We start from the raw sequence: 19707 nt of genomic DNA on the forward strand, positions 1-19707 counted from the left end.
TTTTATTAAATCTGTTTCTAATATACATAGTGCAGCCAACTGATCAGATGCGCCTGCAGCCACACAAAGGGTTTAGCCAAGGCAGCATCGCCAGGTTGAAGTTGCACCGTTGCGCGAGCACCGCTGGCGAGGGAGTTGGCTATTGGTTCTTTTAGTGCTATGTGTACGCGCATACGTTGGGCATCGCGTACCCAGCGGTCGGTGGTGGGAATATCCGCCAGTTGGCCATCTGCAGCCAGTTGCCCTTCCCGTACCCCAGCATCCATGGCAAGCACTGTTGCATCAACTACCTGGCCCGGCCATGCATCAAATACCACCTGGGCTGCATCGCCCGGCGCCACATGACGCAGGCTCTTTTCGCGAAAGTCGGCGATGATATCGATTTCGTCCGCCACCACCGCCACAGCGGGCTGGCCTGCTTGCACGTAGTCGCCTATGTCCAACTGCAGGTTCGTAACGTTTCCCGCCTGGGCGGCGCGTACCTGAGTATGAGCAAATGCCAGTTGGGCCTGGGCGAGCGCGTTATTCGCTTGGCGCAAGCGTAGGTTGCTCTCGCCTGAATCGCCTAATTGTACTTCCAGGCTAACGATTTTGGCTTTGGCTGCCGCCACGCTGGCCTGCGCAGTGCGCTCGGCGGCGACCTGCTGTTCGTACTGTTGGCGCGATACGCTCTGCCTTGCCATCAATGCTTCCGCACGTTCAAGCTCGCCTCGCCGCTCGGCAGCCGTCGCCTCCGCCGATGTAAGTTCTGCTTGTGCAGAGGTTAATTCCGCTTCCAAGCGAGCATTCTCTTGCTCGGCCTGCTCGCGATTAAGCTGCGCCTGCTCAACCGCTAATCGAAACGGCGCCGGGTCTATCTGAAACAGCACATCGCCTTTGGCAACGTGCTGATGATCATTCACCAATACGTCACTTACCGGACCGCTAAGCTCAGGTGCAATCCGTGTTACCGGGCGAATTACCCTCGCCTCTGGCGTCATGGGCATAAAGCTGTCGGCAATCAGAAAATAGATAAATAGCAGCACGAAAGCAGCAATCGCTACTTTCACCCAGCGGGCAAATGTTTGGTCGGGGGTCATGCAGAACTCACTTGTTAGCCACCAGGCAACCACCTGGCCAACGCCTCTTATCGGACGCGCATTGTTTGGGGAATGCGTAAGAGACTTTAGTCTAACAACTAATTAGCTTGCTAACAATAATGACATTAAAAAGCCCCATGTGTAAACGAACATGAGGCTGGACGATATTAAGATAACTAGAGGCGCGCCCTAGCGCCCCTTGGACAGACTAAGCACCACAATGCCACCGACTACCACGGCGCCCCCCACTAGCTGGCCGGGGCTAAGCATTTGGCCTAGCACGAAATAGCCCAGCACCAGGGAGGCCACCGGCTCGATATTCATAACCGGTGCGTTGCGCGCCATGTCGAGTCGCGGAACAAAAATAAATAACGTGGAAAACGCCGAGCCATAAAGAAGCCCTAATAGCGTAAGCCCAAGCCACCCTTCGCTATTATCTGGCAGGCTCATGCCTCCTGGCACGACACCAGCAATGCCGCCGATGATCATCACGATAAATACCGTTTGCATGGTCAGCAGGCTTCGCAGCGTACTGCCCACTCCGGCCAAGCGGTGCTCCGTTATCCACAGCGCGCAGGCGAAGACAAAGGCTGCCATTAGGCCGAAACCAATCCCCGCTATCCAGCCGGGGCCCATGCCATCAGCACTGGCAAGCCACGAAGGAATATCCAGCACCACCAGCAGGCCGATTAAAATGGTACCCATGATCAGACAGCTGCGCAGGGTTGGGCGCGGACCGCCTAGCGCCCAGCTCAATAGCGCTAACTGAATCGGGAAGGTATTCACCAATAACAGCGCAATCACTACGGGCAGTCTCGCCACTGCCGAGTAAAGGCTGACGCTTTGGATCGCAATCAACAGCCCTACGGTGAGTTGCCACGGCCATGAGCCAGCGGGCAGCCATAGCCGTTTTCGTTGCACGATTACAAGAACTGCTAATATTAAGCAAGCGACCCCAGAGCGAGTTAACACGGCTAGCAACAGGCCCGTACCATTATCAAACGCCAGCCGTGCAGAAACGTGGTTGGCGGCAAACATGGTGGCCACGGTCATCATTAACAAAATAGCCAAATGGCGCGGCAATAGTTTAGGCAAGGAGGACGCTGACATAGGAACGAAATGGCTCATCAAAGGAGAATGGAGAAAAGAGGCAGCAGGCATAGCGCTATGACCGACATCGCACTATTAGTAAGTAAGCATGTAATAGGTAAGCATGCCGTGCTTCTGCGTAGAAGGCTAAACGAAATACAAGCTCTAATTTTCTGCTACCTTGCATGTTAAACTAAAGTCTAGCTCTTTTCCCCATGAGTTATTAAAAGGTGGTTATGAACGCACCGGTGCTGGTTATCAATTGTGGTTCTTCGTCTATTAAATACGCATTGATTGATTCAGACCCCCAGGCACCCCGCTTAGCAGGTTTGGCGGAACGCTTAGGTGGCAACGATGCGCTTTTGAAAGGCAAAAACAGTGACGGTGAAAGCTTCACACAGCCGTTACCCAATGCGGATCATACGCAGGCCCTTAACGCCATTTTAGAGCGTTTGGAAGGCCGGCTACCGGTTGCTGTTGGCCACCGGATCGTGCACGGCGGCGAACACTTCACCCAAGCTGCCTTGATTGACGATAGCGTGATCGAAGCCATCGAAACCACCGCTGCGCTCGCACCACTGCACAACCCAGCGAATTTAGCCGGCATTGCGGCAACCCAAAAAGTCTTCTCTACCCTGCCTCAGGTAGCCGTATTCGATACCGCTTTCCACCAAACGCTCCCGCCCAGAGCTTACCGATACGCACTGCCTGAAACGCTATATACCGAGCATCGAATTCGGCGCTATGGATTTCATGGTACCAGTCACGCGTACGTCAGCCAGCGCGCAAGCGAACTAAGTAGTCGTGGCTCAGGCGGTTGGTTAACGGCTCACCTGGGCAACGGCTGCTCTACCAGCGCCGTATGGAACAACCAAAGCCAGGATACCAGCATGGGCTTAACGCCCCTGGAAGGTTTGGTGATGGGAACGCGCAGCGGTGATGTCGACCCCGGTTTACACGCCCACCTACACCGGCAACTGGGCTGGTCGTTAGACCAAATCGACACCGTGCTCAACAAGGAGAGTGGCTTGTTGGGCCTATCTGGATTGACTAACGACATGCGCGAAATTGAAACGCAGGCACTATCCGGGCACGCAGGCGCCAAGCTCGCCCTTGAAGTGTTCTGCTATCGCATTGCTAAATCACTGGCGGCGCTGTCCTGCGCGCTTCCCCAACTCGATGGGATTATTTTTACCGGTGGGATCGGCGAGAACTCGCCCACGGTACGCCACCGCGTTCTCAACTTGTTGCCGCATTTCGGCTTTGCATTGGATGGTGATGCTAACGAAGCCACCACTCGCGGCAAAGAGGGCAAGCTAGATAGCGCCAACCATACCGGCCCCGAGGTATGGGTGATTCCCACCGACGAAGAAGGACGTATCGCCATGGAAACCCGCCACTGCGTGGAGGCGCTTACATGAATAGCCCAACCCAGCCTCAAGCCATTCTGCTTGTTCCCACCAGTGTCGGCGCCGGCCTAACGTCGGCCTGCTTGGGTTTAATCCAAGCCCTCGACACCATTGGGCTGAAAGCTGGCTTCTTGAAGCCTTTTATGCAGAACGAACTGAATGGCCCAGGGCTTGATCGCTCGACTGCGCTGGTATCCCGAACACTCAATCAGCGCCCTCCGTCGCCGATTTCCCAAGCCCGGTTGGAACGTCTGCTGCGTGATGATCAGACCGATGAGCTGATGGAAAATGTGGTCGAGCTTTACGAGCAAGTGAATCAGCAGGAGAGCCATGATGTCGCCTCACTAGACCTTATTGTGGTTGAGGGCGTGGTGCCTACCCAACACACCACCTATGCAACACAAACCAATGCACAGTTAGCCCATGCGCTTAATGCAAGGATTATTCTCGTCGGAACTGGCGACTTAAATGAGCCGCAGGCCTTGGCTGACCAGCTTGATATGCACGCGCGCAGCTTTGGAGGGCTCAGTTCCAGCCGCACCCTGGGCGGCATTTTGATGCGCATGAAGAATCTCCCCTACGGCCAGGAAGATGATCTTTCCGCCGCCCCCGGTACGATTAAACCGCAATTGGAAGAATCAGTGCTCGCAGAGCTGCGGCAATACTCCCCTGCGCTGGCTACCGACAGTTTTCATTTAATAGGTGTCGTGCCTTATAGCAACACCCTGAGCGCGCCCCGCACGCTGGATGTGGCGCGTGCGCTAAACGCCAAATTGCTTAACGAAGGGGAGGCGTCAAGCCGCCGGGTGCTTTCCACTAGCCTATGCGCCCGTAGCGCCACCAACGCGCTGCATATTTTCAAACCGGGCAGCTTAGTGGTTGCCTCGGGTGACCGTGACGATGTGGTGTTGGCCTCTGCTTTGGCCACCATGAATGGCACACAGCTTGCCGGCGTGCTACTAACAAACGGCTTTATACCCAACGAGAATATGATCGAAATGTGCCGCCCTGCGCTAAAGACAGGTCTACCGGTACTGGTTGTGGAAACCGACAGTCTGACCACCGCTCAAAACTTAAGCCAGTTAAGCAGCGAAATTCCGATGGACGACTTTGAGCGCGCCGAGCAAGTCGCCCGTTATGTGGCCGCTCATATGGATTTAGATTGGCTGAAAAGCAAGCTCAGCCATGGCTATACACGCCGGTTATCGCCTTCCGCGTTTCGTTATCAGCTGGTTAAACTCGCCCAACAGGTTAAAAAGCGTGTGGTACTGCCCGAAGGGGACGAGCCACGCACGGTCGAGGCCGCGATTATTTGCCAGCGACGGGGCATTGCCGACTGTGTGCTGCTCGGCAAGCGCGACGATATCGAGAACGTGGCGCGTAATCGCGGGCTGACTCTCCCTGACGGGCTGACCATTATCGACCCAGAAAGTACCCGTGCTCGTTATATTGACCCCATGGTGGAGCGCCGCCGCGGTAAACTCAACGAGCTTACCGCCGAAGGACAGCTGCACGACAACGTGGTACTGGGCACCATGATGCTGCAGTTGGACGAGGTGGATGGACTCGTATCGGGCGCCGTGCACACGACGGCTAATACCGTGCGCCCCGCGTTTCAATTGATCAAAACAGCGCCGCAATACAACCAGGTGTCTTCGATCTTCTTTATGCTGCTGCCCGAACAGGTGGTGGTTTACGGCGACTGTGCGGTTAACCCAGACCCAGACGCCGAAACGCTGGCTGAAATCGCGCTGCAAAGCGCCCGCTCCGCTGAAGCCTTTGGCATTGAGCCTAGAGTAGCCATGATCAGCTACTCCACCGGCGACTCAGGCTCTGGCGTGGATGTAGAAAAAGTACGCGAAGCCACGCGCATCGCCAAACAGCGAGCACCCCACTTAGCGATCGATGGCCCCCTTCAGTACGATGCAGCGGCCATCGAGAGTGTCGGCAAGCAGAAAGCGCCCGACTCCCCCGTGGCCGGTAAAGCGACGGTGTTTATCTTCCCCGACCTCAATACGGGTAACACGACTTACAAGGCCGTTCAGCGTAGCGCCCGCGTCGTCAGCGTCGGTCCTATGCTGCAAGGCTTGAATAAGCCGGTGAATGATCTTTCCCGTGGCGCGTTAGTAGACGATATCGTTTACACCATTGCGCTGACCGCAATTCAGGCCAGCCAGCGCGAAGCCTAAGCAGCCATCAACCCTCTTCCCAAAAACAAACGCCCCGAGCAACCATATGCTCAGGGCGTTTGGTCAATAGCCTGTAGCCCTACTTTCCAAGTTGCTAAATGCAATTAACGACCAGACGACTCCAAGAACCTGAAGCAGATTTATATTTTACTGCTTTAGAAAACTCTGGACTGCATAGCTTTTTTGATTAATTTTAATTTATACTGATAAGCTTCGTGTGTATTTAAACATTGACACTGCGAAAGGAGAGTACCTTTGGATCAAGCAAAGGCAGGTGACTCAGTAGCATGTAGCTGCAAAGGGGGTCCTCATACAGTTATTGAGGGAACCTCTTTGAGCATCCTGGATGGTATGCCAGTAGCTAGAGTAGGAGATAAATGTTCGTGCGGCGCTACTATTACATCAGGTTTAGGTTGGTTTCTTATTGACGGTCAGCCTGCAGCTATAGATGGCAGCACCACATCTTGCGGTGGGAAAGTCATCGCCAACTCTAGCAGTAAGACTGGCGCACCTGTTTATAGTGCTACGGGCTCACTTTCAAATTTAAATAGACTACCAAAATACAAGTAAAACGAAAAACTGGAATTCTTGATCCCCGCGGCTCTCCTTTTTCATATCAAAAATATGTCATTGTTCGTCAAGATGGAACAAAAGAACACGGGCAAACTAATGACGAAGGCTTAACACATTTAGTTCAAGATCATAATTTTCCTGAGGAAATAAAAGTATTATTGGTCATGGAAGGATAAATGTTATGGAAGATATAGAACTGCCACTAACAGATATTGAACTGACAACAGAGATAGGTGAGCTAGTCACAACGAGCAATGAAAATATTCAGCCAGTCGAGATTGTGGCAGAACATACTGTTAGGCTAGAATTCCATATCTCGATAGGCAATTTATTTATTGTCACTCCTAGCTTTTCAATGACTATAGATGCAACAACTGGTAATGGAAGTTGTTTAAATAACAGCTCAATTGAGTGTCAGAGTGCTGCTTGGGAAGGCCCCTTGCCCGTGGGAAGCTACGTAATTAGGAAAGAAGATTTAAGTGATCCTGGGTTAATGAGGGGAGCTTACCGAAATTTAAGGCACGGAGATTGGGGTGACTGGAGGATTAGGCTGTATCCTAAAGAAGGAGCTGAATTCGATTTATATGAAAGAGATAATTTTTTCCTTCATGGTGGCTCTCTCCCTGGTTCTGCAGGCTGTATTGATATAGGTGGAGGGTTGCTGGGAAGCAAGAACACAGACACTATAAAAACAATTATCAGGATGTCAAGAGAATCGATTCCTGTCGAGGTTCTCCCATGAAGCTATTAATTTTTCTTATAAGTTTATTTTTTGCATCCTCAGTACATGCTGAAGTTTTAGACAAAGTAACAACACTTAAAACCAGCCTATTAATACTAGCCTTTTTGTTTTTTTCTTTTTTAATAGTGATCAAGCTTAGAAAAAGCTGGATTTTTTGGCCATATGTCGTAGTTCTTTCTTTTCTTATCCTAGGAAATGCTGACTTTATCCTTAATGATGAAGCATTCCACATGGCTAGCCGTGAATATGGTAGCCCAGGTTACATGGCATATTTTTACTTTGAATTATTTTTTAATATTTCACTGTTAATCTTTTCCTTTATTCTTTATTTTAAGAAAAATAGAAGTAAAGGCTGAAAGGCTTTAACACCATAGTAAGCCAGCGAACACCTTAAACGACTATAATTTAACATAGCCATAAAAACGGCCCGAGCAGATAATTGCTCGGGCCGTTTTATTAACTGCTTAACGGTATTTGAGGGCTAGACCCATATAGGCACCATCGCTTCCAGCACCATCACCAAACTCATCGCCGTGATGGTCAGGATAGAAACACCGAATACTTTCTTGGCCCAGCGGACATCATCGTCTAACCGATAACCGCGTAGCGCCAGGTAAAGCCAGTAGCCACCCATGGTCAGCGCTACGCACAGGTATCCTGCGCCCGCTTGGCTGGCCAACCCCAGCGCCAGCGAGGCGGGAATAAACGCCACTATGTAGCCCAGGATATGGTGCTTGGCCATTTTGACCCCGCGCACCACCGGCAGCACCGGGATCGATGCGCGGCGATAGTCGGCGTAGCGGAAGATCGCGATGGCATAGGAGTGTGGCATCTGCCACAGGCAGAAAATCACCAGCAGCATCATGGCGCCGCTATCGAACTGCCCTGCCACTGCGCAGTAACCCACGACCGGCGGCATGGCACCCGAAAGACTGCCTACCAACGTGCCGTACTCCGAGCGGCGCTTCATATACAGGCTATAAAGCCCTACATACACGCCCCAGCCAATCACCGCTAAAGCAACGGTTAATCCGTTGGTACCCAGCGCCAGACACACCACGCCCGACACACCCAGCAGCGCCGAAACGCCCAACGCCTGGGTGATGGAGATGCTGCCCCTTACCAACGGGCGATGGCGCGTACGCGCCATTAATGCATCAATATCGCGGTCGATGACATTGTTACACGCACAGCCCGACGCGATGATTAATGCAATCCCCACCATGACCGAGACAAAGCTGAGCCACTCGAACTGCCCCTGCGCGGCAAGAAAGTAACCGCCCAGCGTGGCAATCAAGTTCCCCCCGATAATGCCGGGCTTGGTCAGTTCGAGCAGATCCCGCCAACGGCTAGGCGCCGTGATCAGCCGATCATCATGTTGAGATGCAGATGCTGCATGATCCACAGCGAGCCTCCTACCACTAAGACGAGAATCGTCAGTGTGAAGACGAAGGACATCACATTCCAGCCTTCGTCGGCTTTGGTATTCATATGCATGAACATGACCAGTTGCACCAATATCTGCAATACCGCGGTCACGGCCACCACGATGACAATCGTGAGTACGCTAAGCGTGCCACTCATCACCACCCCAAAGGGGATAATGGTCAGTATCAGCGACAATACCAGTCCTGTCACATACGACTTTACGCTGCCATGGTGATTAGTGGGGTTAGTCGGAGAATGACTCATCTCACAGCACTCCCATCAGATAGACGAATGAGAAGACACAGATCCAGACGATATCAAGGAAGTGCCAGAACAGACTTAGGCACAGAATCCTTGGCCGGGTCATGTCGTTCAAGCCCTTGGTAGAGAGCTGAATCAGCATGACCAAAATCCAGATCAGACCAAAGGTAACGTGCAGGCCGTGGGTGCCCACTAGGGTAAAGAACGACGATAGAAAGGCGCTTTTATCGGGGCCATAACCCTCATGGATCAAGTGCTGGAATTCGTAGATTTCCATGCCCACGAATGCCGCGCCCAGCAAGAACGTAATGCCCAACCATGCTTTCACCTGACCTAGACGTTCGGCATTCATCGCCAGCACGCCCATGCCAAAGGTAAAACTACTGAACAACAGCAGGAACGTCTCGACCAGTACAAACGGTAGTTCAAAGATCTCAGCCGCGGTGGGCCCACCTGCCGTGCCTTTCATCAGCACGGCGTAGGTGGCGAAGAGTGACCCGAAGATCACCAAATCGCTCATTAAGTAGACCCAAAAACCAAACAGCTTGGTGCCCGTTGCATCGTGATGCTCATGATGCACGACCGATCCTTCGTGATGTAACGTATCCGTTGCCATTACGCATTCACCTCCACGTAGCGTTGCTTACCTTCGCGTCCTTCAACCTCAGCAGACGGCTTGTAGGGATCGGAGTTTTTAACGCGTTGCTGGTGCGCGCGCTCGATGCGCTCTACTTCTTCAGCAGAGACGTAGTAGTCGATATCGTCGTTAAAGACCCGCGCCATAAAGCTGACAAAGACACCGATGGCGCCTACCCCGGCCAGCCACCAGATGTGCCATACCAAGGCAAAACCGATGACCAGCGCAAAAAAGCTGATGACAGGGCCAGCAACGGTGTTGCGCGGCATATGAATATCGGTGTAAGGCGCTTCTTCCAGCTCTTCGTTACTGCGCTCTTTCTGCGACCAGAAACTGTCGATGTCTCCCACTTCCGGCAAACGCGCGAAGTTGTAGAACGGCGCGGGTGAAGAAGTTGACCACTCCAAGGTACGGCCATCCCAAGGGTCACCGGTCACATCAGCGTTCAGCTTGCGGTCGCGGATGCTCACCCAGAACTGGATCACGGTGCAGGCGATACCCATCATGATGATCACCGCGCCTACCCAGGCCAGAATCATCCACGGCTGCCACTCAGGGTTCGCGTAGGACTGCATGCGGCGCACGGCACCAAAGAAGGCCAACACGTACAGCGGCATAAAGGCGACATAGAAGCCAATAAACCAGCACCAGAACGAACGCTTGCCCCATTTTTCGCTCAGCGTGAAGCCAAACGCTTTGGGGAACCAGAAGGTCAGGCCTGCCATCATGCCGAACACGACACCGCCGATAATGACGTTATGGAAGTGAGCGATAACAAACAGGCTGTTATGCAGCACGAAGTTAGCGGCTGGCACGGCGAGCATCACACCGGTCATACCGCCCAGCGTAAAGGTGATAATAAAGCCCAGGGTCCAGAGTACCGGCGACGTCAGCTCCAAACTGCCGCGGAACATCGTGAACAGCCAGTTGAAGACTTTGACCCCGGTGGGAATGGCGATGATCATCGTCATAATGCCAAAGAAGGCATTAACGTTGGCGCCCGCCCCCATGGTGAAGAAGTGGTGCAGCCAGACGATAAACGACAGCAGGGTGATCGCAATCGTCGCCCATACCATGGTCATGTAACCAAACAGCCGCTTACGGGCAAACGTCGAAATGACTTCCGAGAACACGCCGAAGGCAGGCAGAATCAGGATATAAACTTCCGGATGGCCCCACGCCCAGATGAGATTGACGTACATCATCATGTTGCCGCCAAAATCATTGGTGAAGAAGTGCATGCCGAAGTAACGATCCAGCGTTAGCAGCGCAATCGTCGCGGTCAGAATCGGGAACGAGGCGATGATCAACACGTTGGCGCACAGCGATGTCCAGGTGAAGATCGGCATGCGGAACATGGTCATGCCTTTGGTGCGCATCTTCAGAATCGTCACGAAGAAGTTGATACCGGTGAGCGTCGTGCCTATCCCGGATATCTGTAATGCCCATATCCAGTAATCGACCCCCACCCCGGGACTAAACTCGATCCCCGATAAGGGCGCATAAGCTAGCCAGCCGGTTTTGGCGAACTCCCCCACCACCAGCGAGATATTGACCAATATCGCGGCGACGGCAAACAGCCAGAAACTCAAGTTATTCAGGAAGGGAAAAGCGACGTCGCGGGCGCCAATTTGCAGCGGCACCACTAGGTTCATCAAACCGATGACCATGGGCATGGCGACAAAAAAGATCATGATCACGCCGTGGGCGGTAAAGATCTGATCGTAGTGTTCGGGCGGTAAATAACCCGCGGCGCCCCCAGCGGCCATGGCCTGTTGGGTACGCATCATAATCGCATCAGAGAAGCCGCGTAGCAGCATCACCAGCGCAACGATAAAGTACATAATGCCGAGCTTTTTGTGGTCAACGGAGGTAAACCACTCGTTCCACAGCCAGCTCCACTTGCGGTAGTATGTTAACGCGCCTAACAGCGCGATCCCACCAATGGCCATAAAGGCCGCGACGACCATAATGATCGGTTCGTGATAGGGAATTGCTTCTAAAGTGAGTTTTCCAAACACAGCTTAACCCCCTGCTTCAACGCTAGAGGGATGGCTGCGCATGGCATGATCCTGACTAGCATGGTTGTTGATGTGGTGACCGGATGCGACCGCTTCTGGGGTGGCATGGGCATTATCGCCATCGGAAGAGTCAGCATGGTCGCTACTCATTTGATGATCGCTCTCCATTGGGTGATCGCCGTCCATCGTGTGCTCACCACCGGTATGGAAGCTTTTCAGGATGCTTTCATATAGCGATGGCGAAATCGCAGAGTAGTACTCAACCGGGTGCGACTCAGTGGGCTCAGCCAACGCTTCATAGCCCTCGGGGTAGATCAGCGCTTCAGAGGCACCACGCACGGTTTCAACCCAGTCATCAAACTCGCCGGGGGTGGTCACCTTGGCTTCAAAGGTCATGCCGGAGAAACCCGCGCCACTGTAGTTGGTGGAGCGCCCAGGGTAGTTGCCAATTTCATCGGCAATGAGATGCAGGTCGTTATCCATGCCTGCCATTGCGTAGATCTGGCTACCTAAGTGCGGAATGAAAAAGGCATTCATCACCGAGCCGGAGCTAACCCGAAAACGCACCGGCGTATCTACCGGGAAGGCCACTTCGTTAACACTGGCCACGCCCTGCTCGGGATAGATAAACAGCCATTTCCAATCCAGCGCGACTGCCTGAATTTCCATCGGCGCTACGTCGCTTTCCAGCGGTTTATGCGGATCAAGACTATGCGAGGTTTTCCAGGTCAGCAGTGCAAGCACGGCGATAATCGCGCAAGGCACGATCCAGATCACGGCTTCAATCGCATTGGAGTGTGCCCAGTCGGGCAAGTATTTAGCCATACTGTTACTACGCCGATAGCGCCAGCCAAACAGCAGCGTCATGGCAATAACAGGAATAACCACAATCAACATCAGGCCAAAGGAGGTCATAATCAGCGTGCGCTGCTCAGCGCCAACTTGGCCTTTGGGATCTAACAGAGCTGAACTACAGCCTGCTAGTAACAGACACAACGCAAGGAGCACTAGTGTGCCTCGCCTGCGCCATAGGGAGCGTCGTTGCATGGTGTGATCTCGTCTAAGGTTTAAAACCGGTTTCAAAAACCAACTGGTTCAATAAAACACTAGCCAGCTAAATAGCATGCTAACTATCACCCCATACTCTTCCCAAAACATGCTCATAGAGCATACGCACAAGAACATGCGTCGTGCACTGAGCGCCATTGCTCCGGGAAAAATATACGCCGCCAAATGGGAATTGGCGTCGGGTCTCGTTCGCCCGAGTATTACGAGCTTAAGCAGCTAAGACTAAAGTATTTTCTCTTGATCGAGATCATCTAAGAAGTGGCGCATTGCCGCACCCTAGATATTGACAGTGATAGACAACTGGCAAAACGCTTACGCCACTGTCACCGCAGGCACACTTCGGTCGTGACCCTCCAACAGTTGCGGTGCGCCCTGATCATCGGTGACCACCACATCAAAATCATCTAGCGAAGCGAAATAGGCCGGCCGGATCACACCAAATTTGCTGGCATCGACTACCAACAAGCGCTGCATCGCCGTAGCAATCGCGGCTTGTTTAGGTGCTACTTCGTGGAAGTGGAAGCAGCTCACCCCGCGCTCAAGGTCCACTCCCGCCGCTGAAATCAGCGCTTTATTGATGCCTAACCGTTCGATAGCGGCGGTCATATTATCGCTGCCAAACGACTGAGAGGCAGCATAAAAAAGCCCGCCCAATAGCACTAAGCGTACGTTGGGCAGTGCTGCGACAGCATTAGCAACGTTGAGCGCGTAGGTGACCACCGTGAGTTCTTGGAAATGGCTGAGCTGGCTCAACAATGGAATGAGCGTCGAACCACAGTCGATAAACAGCGTATCGCCCTCTTCGATAAACGTGAGTGCACGCTGGCATAACCGATACTTCGCTTGGTAATGGCTAGCCTGCTGTTCGGTTAAATCGTAAATCGGCGTTACACCCGGATAGTTCGCCATGACTAAGCGTCCACCCAACAGGCTAATGGCTGTCGCCTGGGTGGTGAGGTCGCGGCGAATGGTCATTTCTGAGACATTGCATAGCTCTGCGGCATCACGCAGATGAAGAGTGCCGCCACTGGCAAGCGCTTCCTGAAGTTTGGCAAGGCGCAGCGCGCTACGGCCATTCATGGTGGGCATCCTCTTGTAAAACCTCGTGTTGTGATGAGCGCAATATAACCATTCAGTTGTTTCAATTTTTATTTCTATTTTTTGTTTCTATGCTGAGCGAGCGGCGTCGGAATTTCCACTGTGACGACGGCTAGTAGCGCAAATAGTGATGCTTACGAAAGATATATGACATTTAAATAGCGTTGATGTGACAATGCTTGCAAATAAACGTTAGAAAAATAACACTAAATGTTATAATTTTAACATTAACGCCAGCCCGCACGACTATAACCACGGATAGCCACACCCAAAGGCTCCGCGACAACCCTTGTTGAGGCTCTCATGACTGCTCGCACCCACTGTTTTAAACTCTCTCGTACACTTTCCCGTACTTCGTCTCTTATCGCACTTGGCGCTGGCGTATTAGGCGCGAGCATGGCTATGCCCTTGATGGCAGATGATGTTCAGCCCCATCCGCTTGATCGTCTGTGGTCATTCGCCAATATTTCGGTTAACTACTTGGACTGGTCAAACGGTACCGAAGAGCGCACCGCTTCTAACGCGGCGAAAAGCGACTTTATGTTTCTCGAAATTGAAGGCGGCGCGGGCTTTAGCTGGGGTGAGTTTTACGGTTTCTTTGATTTCGAGAACCCCACCAACGACCAGTTCGACGAGTCCAGCGGTGGTAAAGACAACTTCCGCACCGCGGGTAAAGTGACCTCTCACATTTATCTGGGTGACAGCCCACTGTCGATCTATGCTCACCTTTATGACTTCCGGGATTATGGTTTTGAAAGCCGCGAGCAGGATCAAATTTTGGGCCTGGGTTACCGCACTACCTTTGATAACGGTTTATGGTTCAAGCCGTTCATTGGCGCCGCGCGAGTGCAAAGTAACAGCTATACCGGCATGAACGGCTATATGGCTGGCTGGGTCGCGGGTTATGATTTCGCTGCGCTCAATCAAAACTTCAGCGTTACCAACTGGCACGAGCAGACCTTTGGCCGTGACGATGAGTACCTAGAAGAGAACTATGTGGGCGAGGTGGGCGAAAAAGCAGGCAGTGTGGGTACCAACGGTGCGCTGAGCCTGTGGTGGCATCCGAGCGATTTGATCACCACCGGCGTTCAGTATCGCTACTCTGACAATAAGTTGGGCACACCCAATAATTATCAGAACGCGATGATCTACTCCGTCAAGCTCAACTTACTATAATCGCTTTAGGAGCCTCTGATTAACGTAATGAGCGCAGTCTAGACAAGGCAAAAATCAACGAAAAAGCGGAGTTTACGAGCTGTAAATGAGCATTTTGAGGCGATTTTTAACGCCGTATAGGCAAGCGCAATAGTTAATCAGAGGTTCCCGGACTCGAAGGATCTCCATATGACACTCCTTATGAGCTTGGTGGGTATGGTCACTCTAGTGACCATCGCCCTGATCTTCTCTTACGACCGTAAGTCTATCCGGCTACGCACCGTGTTAGGCGCGTTTGCTATTCAAGCCGGTATTGGTGCCTTTGTACTCTATGTGCCGTTTGGCCAGGCGGTGCTGCAAGCCATATCAGCGGGCGTTAGCCAAATATTGGTATATGCCGACGACGGTATCGGCTTTCTGTTCGGCGGCTTAGCGGATGTGGAGAACAGCGGCTTTATCTTTGCGATTAAAGTGCTGCCGGTCATTATCTTCTTCTCCTCGTTAATCGCCGTGCTTTACTACATCGGCATTATGCAGTGGGTGATTCGTATCCTCGGTGGCGCCCTGCAAAAAGCCCTGGGCACCTCACGGACTGAATCGCTCTCTGCAACGGCGAATATCTTCGTCGGCCAGACCGAAGCGCCGCTGGTGGTGCGTCCGTTTATCGCCCGCATGACGCCTTCGCAGCTGTTTGCCGTTATGTGTGGTGGTTTGGCATCTGTGGCGGGCTCGGTGTTGGCGGGCTATGCCGCGCTGGGTATTCCCATGGAATACTTGGTAGCGGCCTCCTTTATGGCGGCACCGGGCGGGTTGCTGTTCGCCAAGCTGATCATGCCGGAAACCCAAGACGTTACCGACAGCGACAGCGTTTCCAAAGTGGAAGAAGAGATTGACGCCCTGGAAGATAAACCTGCCAACGTACTGGACGCTGCGGCATCGGGCGCTACCTCGGGCCTAATGCTGGCCGCCAACGTGGGCGCCATGCTACTCGCCTTTATCGCCCTGATTGCGTTGATCAACGGCATCTTAGGCGGCGTTGGCGGCTGGGTGGGCTTTGAATCGCTGAGCCTGGAACTGATCTTAGGTTGGCTGTTTGCCCCGCTGGCCTTCCTGTTGGGTGTACCCTGGGAAGAAGCAACGCTGGCAGGCTCGTTCATTGGCCAAAAATTAGTGGTCAACGAGTTTGTCGCCTACATCAATCTAGCGCCTTACATTGATGGGGAACAGGTGGTGGCTGCGACGGGTCAGATAATGACACCGCACACCATGGCGATCCTCTCTTTTGCGCTGTGTGGCTTTGCGAACCTCTCCTCCATTGCGATTCTGCTGGGTGGCCTGGGTAGCATTGCCCCTACCCGCCGCAAAGAGATTGCTCGTTTTGGCGTCAAAGCCGTATTGGCCGGTACACTGTCCAACTTGATGTCGGCCTCGATTGCTGGCTTCTTTATCGCCCTAAGTAACGCTACTGCTTAACGCAGCGGGCTTGCTGACGGTGACGGGCACTGCGGCTTTATCCGCAGTGCCCGTTTTTATCTTTTACTGATTTGTGAGAACTCCATGACTGCGACAGCCCCTCCCCATATCGTCCAAGCCGCCCGCCAAGCACTCACCCTCATGGACCTGACGAGTCTGAACGATAGCGATACTGACAGCAGCATTGAAGCGCTCTGTCAGCAGGTAAAAACGCCCTTTGGCACGCCTGCCGCGGTGTGTGTTTACCCACAGTTTATTGTCACTGCCCAGCGTGCGTTGACCGCTCACACCCTCAATGACCAAGTGAAGATTGCCACGGTCACCAATTTCCCCAACGGTGGCGACGACATTATGGCCGCCGCCCGCGAAACCCGCGATGCCGTTGCCTCCGGTGCCCATGAAGTCGATGTCGTGTTCCCCTACCGCGCCCTGATGGCTGGCGATGAAGAAACCGGCCTTGAATTGGTGGAGATGTGCAAAGCGGCCTGCGCTGGCCAAGCATTGCTCAAAGTGATTATTGAATCCGGCGAACTCAAAGAGCCTACGCTGATCAAACGCGCCAGCGAACTTGCCATTGAAGGTGGCGCTGATTTTATTAAAACGTCGACCGGTAAAGTAGCCGTTAACGCAACGCTGGAAGCCGCTGAGGTTATGCTCACAGCGATCAAGGCCAGTGGCAAAGACGTTGGTTTTAAAGCAGCGGGTGGCGTTAAAACCGCTGAGGACGCAGCGGAATATCTGGCCCTTGCCAACAATATTATGGGCCCAGGCTGGGTGACACCTGCGCACTTCCGCTTTGGTGCTTCCAGCCTGCTGGGCAACCTACTGGCGACGCTGAGCGGCAACACCAACGCGGCACCCCAAGGCCAAGGAGGTTACTAATGTCTGCCAATCCAAAACAACACACACTGCTTCCCCAGGAGCTGATTCGCCTAAAGCGTGACGGTCAGCCACTGCCTTTCGATGAGATCAAAGGCTTCGTGCAAGGCATTGCCGATGATCGCATCAGCGATGCCCAGATTGGCGCCTTCACCATGGCGGTGTTTCTTAACGGCATGAGCCGTGAAGAAGTGGTTGCGCTGACCACCGCCACCCGCGATTCCGGCCACGTGATGCAGTGGAGCGATCTCAACCTGCCCGGCCCGATTGTGGATAAGCACTCTACTGGCGGCGTCGGCGATTTAGTCTCACTGGTACTTGGCCCTTGGGTCGCTGCCTGCGGTGCCTTTGTGCCGATGATCTCTGGTCGTGGCCTAGGCCACACCGGCGGCACCCTGGATAAACTCGAATCGATCCCCGGCTACGATCCCTACCCCGCCCCTGAACGCTTCCGCGAGGTGGTGAAATCTACCGGTGTGGCAATTATCGGCCAGACCGGTGATTTGGCACCTGCTGACAAGCGTATCTACGGCGTGCGCGATGTGACCGCCACCGTGGAATCGATTCCGCTGATTACCGCTTCTATCCTGGGTAAGAAGTTGGCCTCCGGCCTGGATGCGCTGGTGATGGACGTTAAAGTCGGCAGCGGCGCCTTTATGCCCACGCCGGAAAAATCCCGCGAGCTGGCCAAAAGCATTGCCAATGTCGCGACTCAAGCAGGCACACCGACGACCGCGCTGCTCACCGACATGAGCCAGCCGCTGGCACCCTGCGCCGGTAACGCCGTGGAAATCGTCGAAACCCTGGCGCTGCTGCGCGGCGACCGCCCCAACAGCCGCGTGATGCAAGTCACCCGTGAACTGGCAGTGGAAATGCTGATTGCCGGCAAGCTCGCGGGCTCCCGTGAAGAAGCGCTCACTAAGCTTGAGAAGGCGCTAACCTCTGGCGCAGCTGCCGAAGTATTCGCCCGCATGGTGCGTGAACTCGGCGGCCCCAGCGACTTTATGGAGCGCTCGGAGCACTACCTGGCCAAAGCTGAAGTGATTAAGCCGGTGTATGCCGAGCAATCAGGTGTGGTCCAGCGTATTGATACCCGCGCCGTGGGTATGAGCGTGGTGGAACTGGGCGGTGGTCGCCTGCGCAACGATGCCAGCGTCGATCACAGCGTCGGCTTTACCGATATCGTCGAAATCGGCGAGAGCGTGGACAGCCAACGCCCCATCGCCATGGTTCACGCCCGCAGTGAAGCCGCCGCCGAGCGCGCCGCCGAGCAGCTACGTGCGGCATTCACGCTTGGTGAAGGCGCTGCCAGCGCCGATACGCTGCTACAAGACACTTTCCGAGGAGAAGCCTTATGAGCCGCGCGATTTTACTCGTACTTGACTCCTTCGGGATTGGCGCCGCCCCAGATGCCGTTTCTTTTGGCGACGAGGGGGCGGATACGCTGGGTCATATCGCCGCCGCCTGCGCACGCGGCGAAGCCGATAATGCGGAACGCTCTGGTCCGCTCAAGCTGCCCAACATGGCCAAGCTGGGGCTGTTTCATGCCCACCGCGATGCCACGGGTAACGTCGCTGAAGGCGTCACACTACCAGACAACCTGGAAGGTGCTTACGCCCACGCCAAGGAAATTTCCAGCGGTAAAGACACCCCCTCCGGCCACTGGGAAATTGCCGGTGTACCGGTGCGCTTTGACTGGGGCTACTTTCTCGACAAGACCGATAGCTTCCCGTTGGAGTTACTCGATGCCATCGTTCAGGAAGCCGACCTTACCGGCGTAATTGGCAACTGCCACGCCTCGGGTACCGAGATTATCGCCCGCCTGGGTGAAGAGCACATTGCAACAGGCAAGCCGATTGTTTACACCTCAGCTGATTCAGTCTTTCAGATTGCCGCCCATGAAGAGCACTTTGGTCTGGAGCGACTGTACGCGCTCTGCGAAATCGTGCGCGAGCTGCTCGAGCCTTACAACATTGGCCGCGTGATCGCCCGTCCGTTTATTGGAGAAGACAGCACCACTTTCGCCCGCACCGGCAACCGCCGCGACTATAGCGTTGAACCGCCCTCGCCCACCGTGCTGCAAAAGCTCGCCGATGCCGGCGGCGAAGTGGTCTCGATTGGTAAAATTGCCGATATCTACGCCCACTGCGGCATTACCCACAAGGTAAAAGCCAGCGGCCACGACGCGCTGATGGACGCTACACTTAATGAGATTGAAAGAACCCGCGACCGCGACACCGGCGAGCGCGCCATGATCATGACCAACTTTGTCGATTTCGACTCGGTCTATGGCCACCGTCGAGACATACCGGGCTATGCCGCGGCACTTGAAGATTTCGATGCCAAGTTGCCTAAGCTGCTGGCGGCGCTCAGCGAAGATGATCTGCTGATTCTCACCGCCGACCACGGCTGCGACCCCAGCTGGCATGGCACCGAGCACACCCGCGAGTACATCCCGATTCTGGTTCACGGTCCCGGCTTTACCCCCGGCCCGCTGGGCGAGCGCGGCACCTTTGCCGATATTGGCCAAACCCTGGCCGACTTTTTCCTACTCTCGGCCATGGCCGATGGCAAAAGCTTTCTTCCTGAAGCCACTTAAGGAGATA

At 54.0% G+C, this 19707-nt stretch carries 18 protein-coding genes; 10 read left to right on the forward strand and 8 right to left on the reverse strand.

Going from position 1 to position 19707, the window contains the following annotated elements; translation table 11 throughout:
- Positions 1-17: 17 nt before the first annotated feature.
- Together ACUVOF_RS01610 and ACUVOF_RS01615 are read right to left on the reverse strand one after the other, a co-directional pair.
- Entirely contained in the window at positions 18-1079 is a 1062-nt protein-coding gene (locus ACUVOF_RS01610; RefSeq protein ID WP_447042699.1) for an HlyD family secretion protein, read from the reverse strand.
- A gap of 189 nt (positions 1080-1268) precedes the next feature.
- Positions 1269-2189 (reverse strand): EamA family transporter, encoded by a 921-nt coding sequence (locus tag ACUVOF_RS01615; protein ID WP_447042700.1) that lies wholly within the window; start codon positions 2187-2189, stop codon positions 1269-1271.
- Between the two features lie 215 nt (positions 2190-2404).
- Here ACUVOF_RS01615 and ACUVOF_RS01620 point away from each other — a divergent pair, with 215 nt between their 5' ends.
- The 5 genes from ACUVOF_RS01620 to ACUVOF_RS01640 all read left to right on the forward strand — a co-directional run bounded on the left by ACUVOF_RS01620 (position 2405) and on the right by ACUVOF_RS01640 (position 7437).
- Positions 2405-3589, forward strand: a complete 1185-nt coding sequence (locus ACUVOF_RS01620) for an acetate/propionate family kinase (RefSeq protein ID WP_447042701.1) — start codon at positions 2405-2407, stop codon at positions 3587-3589.
- Complete coding sequence (gene pta, locus ACUVOF_RS01625) at positions 3586-5766, forward strand: phosphate acetyltransferase (RefSeq protein WP_447042702.1); 2181 nt, start codon at positions 3586-3588, stop codon at positions 5764-5766. The genes ACUVOF_RS01620 and pta overlap by 4 nt, the downstream gene beginning before the upstream one ends.
- A gap of 255 nt (positions 5767-6021) precedes the next feature.
- Positions 6022-6336, forward strand: a complete 315-nt coding sequence (locus tag ACUVOF_RS01630; RefSeq protein WP_447042703.1) for a PAAR domain-containing protein — start codon at positions 6022-6024, stop codon at positions 6334-6336.
- Positions 6337-6520: 184 nt separating this feature from the next.
- Positions 6521-7081: a tlde1 domain-containing protein gene (locus tag ACUVOF_RS01635; RefSeq protein WP_447042704.1), complete on the forward strand. Its 561-nt coding sequence runs from the start codon at positions 6521-6523 to the stop codon at positions 7079-7081.
- Entirely contained in the window at positions 7078-7437 is a 360-nt protein-coding gene (locus tag ACUVOF_RS01640) for a hypothetical protein (RefSeq protein ID WP_447042705.1), read from the forward strand. Before ACUVOF_RS01635 ends, ACUVOF_RS01640 begins: the two co-directional genes overlap by 4 nt.
- A 125-nt stretch (positions 7438-7562) precedes the next feature.
- Here ACUVOF_RS01640 and cyoE read toward each other — a convergent pair whose 3' ends face one another.
- The 6 genes from cyoE to ACUVOF_RS01670 form a co-directional block, all read right to left on the reverse strand.
- Positions 7563-8486, reverse strand: coding sequence for a heme o synthase (cyoE, locus tag ACUVOF_RS01645; RefSeq protein WP_447042706.1), 924 nt, complete (start codon positions 8484-8486; stop codon positions 7563-7565).
- A complete protein-coding gene (gene cyoD / locus ACUVOF_RS01650; RefSeq protein WP_447042707.1) occupies positions 8444-8773 on the reverse strand; it encodes a cytochrome o ubiquinol oxidase subunit IV in 330 nt (109 codons plus the stop codon). Before cyoD ends, cyoE begins: the two co-directional genes overlap by 43 nt.
- 1 nt (position 8774) lies before the next feature.
- Positions 8775-9386 carry a cytochrome o ubiquinol oxidase subunit III gene (gene cyoC / locus ACUVOF_RS01655; protein WP_447042708.1) on the reverse strand — a complete coding sequence of 204 codons (612 nt, stop codon included), beginning with the start codon at positions 9384-9386 and terminating at the stop codon, positions 8775-8777.
- A complete protein-coding gene (gene cyoB, locus ACUVOF_RS01660) occupies positions 9386-11428 on the reverse strand; it encodes a cytochrome o ubiquinol oxidase subunit I (protein WP_447042709.1) in 2043 nt (680 codons plus the stop codon). The genes cyoC and cyoB overlap by 1 nt, the downstream gene beginning before the upstream one ends.
- A gap of 3 nt (positions 11429-11431) precedes the next feature.
- Positions 11432-12475: a ubiquinol oxidase subunit II gene (cyoA, locus tag ACUVOF_RS01665; RefSeq protein ID WP_447042710.1), complete on the reverse strand. Its 1044-nt coding sequence runs from the start codon at positions 12473-12475 to the stop codon at positions 11432-11434.
- A gap of 333 nt (positions 12476-12808) precedes the next feature.
- A complete protein-coding gene (locus tag ACUVOF_RS01670) occupies positions 12809-13576 on the reverse strand; it encodes a DeoR family transcriptional regulator (RefSeq protein WP_447042711.1) in 768 nt (255 codons plus the stop codon).
- Between the two features lie 414 nt (positions 13577-13990).
- Between ACUVOF_RS01670 and ACUVOF_RS01675 the strand changes: the two genes are divergently transcribed.
- The 5 genes from ACUVOF_RS01675 to ACUVOF_RS01695 all read left to right on the forward strand — a co-directional run bounded on the left by ACUVOF_RS01675 (position 13991) and on the right by ACUVOF_RS01695 (position 19700).
- Entirely contained in the window at positions 13991-14770 is a 780-nt protein-coding gene (locus tag ACUVOF_RS01675; RefSeq protein WP_447042712.1) for an outer membrane protein OmpK, read from the forward strand.
- A gap of 168 nt (positions 14771-14938) precedes the next feature.
- Complete coding sequence (locus ACUVOF_RS01680; protein ID WP_447042713.1) at positions 14939-16222, forward strand: NupC/NupG family nucleoside CNT transporter; 1284 nt, start codon at positions 14939-14941, stop codon at positions 16220-16222.
- 84 nt (positions 16223-16306) lie between these two features.
- Positions 16307-17104, forward strand: coding sequence for a deoxyribose-phosphate aldolase (gene deoC / locus ACUVOF_RS01685; protein ID WP_447042714.1), 798 nt, complete (start codon positions 16307-16309; stop codon positions 17102-17104).
- Entirely contained in the window at positions 17104-18459 is a 1356-nt protein-coding gene (deoA, locus tag ACUVOF_RS01690) for a thymidine phosphorylase (RefSeq protein ID WP_447042715.1), read from the forward strand. Before deoC ends, deoA begins: the two co-directional genes overlap by 1 nt.
- Positions 18456-19700, forward strand: a complete 1245-nt coding sequence (locus ACUVOF_RS01695) for a phosphopentomutase (protein ID WP_447042716.1) — start codon at positions 18456-18458, stop codon at positions 19698-19700. Before deoA ends, ACUVOF_RS01695 begins: the two co-directional genes overlap by 4 nt.
- The last annotated feature ends 7 nt before the right edge of the window (positions 19701-19707 follow it).

Source organism: Vreelandella sp. H-I2, from assembly GCF_052959335.1.

Bases quoted from the DNA above. Each gene is read 5' to 3' on its own strand.
- ACUVOF_RS01640 (WP_447042705.1), top strand. From the start codon at position 7,078: ATGAAGCTATTAATTTTTCTTATAAGTTTATTTTTTGCATCCTCAGTA.
- ACUVOF_RS01615 (WP_447042700.1), bottom strand. From the start codon at position 2,189: ATGTCAGCGTCCTCCTTGCCTAAACTATTGCCGCGCCATTTGGCTATT.
- pta (WP_447042702.1), top strand. From the start codon at position 3,586: ATGAATAGCCCAACCCAGCCTCAAGCCATTCTGCTTGTTCCCACCAGT.
- ACUVOF_RS01680 (WP_447042713.1), top strand. From the start codon at position 14,939: ATGACACTCCTTATGAGCTTGGTGGGTATGGTCACTCTAGTGACCATC.
- ACUVOF_RS01610 (WP_447042699.1), bottom strand. From the start codon at position 1,079: ATGACCCCCGACCAAACATTTGCCCGCTGGGTGAAAGTAGCGATTGCT.
- deoA (WP_447042715.1), top strand. From the start codon at position 17,104: ATGTCTGCCAATCCAAAACAACACACACTGCTTCCCCAGGAGCTGATT.
- cyoD (WP_447042707.1), bottom strand. From the start codon at position 8,773: ATGAGTCATTCTCCGACTAACCCCACTAATCACCATGGCAGCGTAAAG.
- ACUVOF_RS01670 (WP_447042711.1), bottom strand. From the start codon at position 13,576: ATGAATGGCCGTAGCGCGCTGCGCCTTGCCAAACTTCAGGAAGCGCTT.
- ACUVOF_RS01695 (WP_447042716.1), top strand. From the start codon at position 18,456: ATGAGCCGCGCGATTTTACTCGTACTTGACTCCTTCGGGATTGGCGCC.
- deoC (WP_447042714.1), top strand. From the start codon at position 16,307: ATGACTGCGACAGCCCCTCCCCATATCGTCCAAGCCGCCCGCCAAGCA.
- cyoA (WP_447042710.1), bottom strand. From the start codon at position 12,475: ATGCAACGACGCTCCCTATGGCGCAGGCGAGGCACACTAGTGCTCCTT.
- cyoC (WP_447042708.1), bottom strand. From the start codon at position 9,386: ATGGCAACGGATACGTTACATCACGAAGGATCGGTCGTGCATCATGAG.
- ACUVOF_RS01620 (WP_447042701.1), top strand. From the start codon at position 2,405: ATGAACGCACCGGTGCTGGTTATCAATTGTGGTTCTTCGTCTATTAAA.
- ACUVOF_RS01635 (WP_447042704.1), top strand. From the start codon at position 6,521: ATGGAAGATATAGAACTGCCACTAACAGATATTGAACTGACAACAGAG.
- ACUVOF_RS01675 (WP_447042712.1), top strand. From the start codon at position 13,991: ATGGCTATGCCCTTGATGGCAGATGATGTTCAGCCCCATCCGCTTGAT.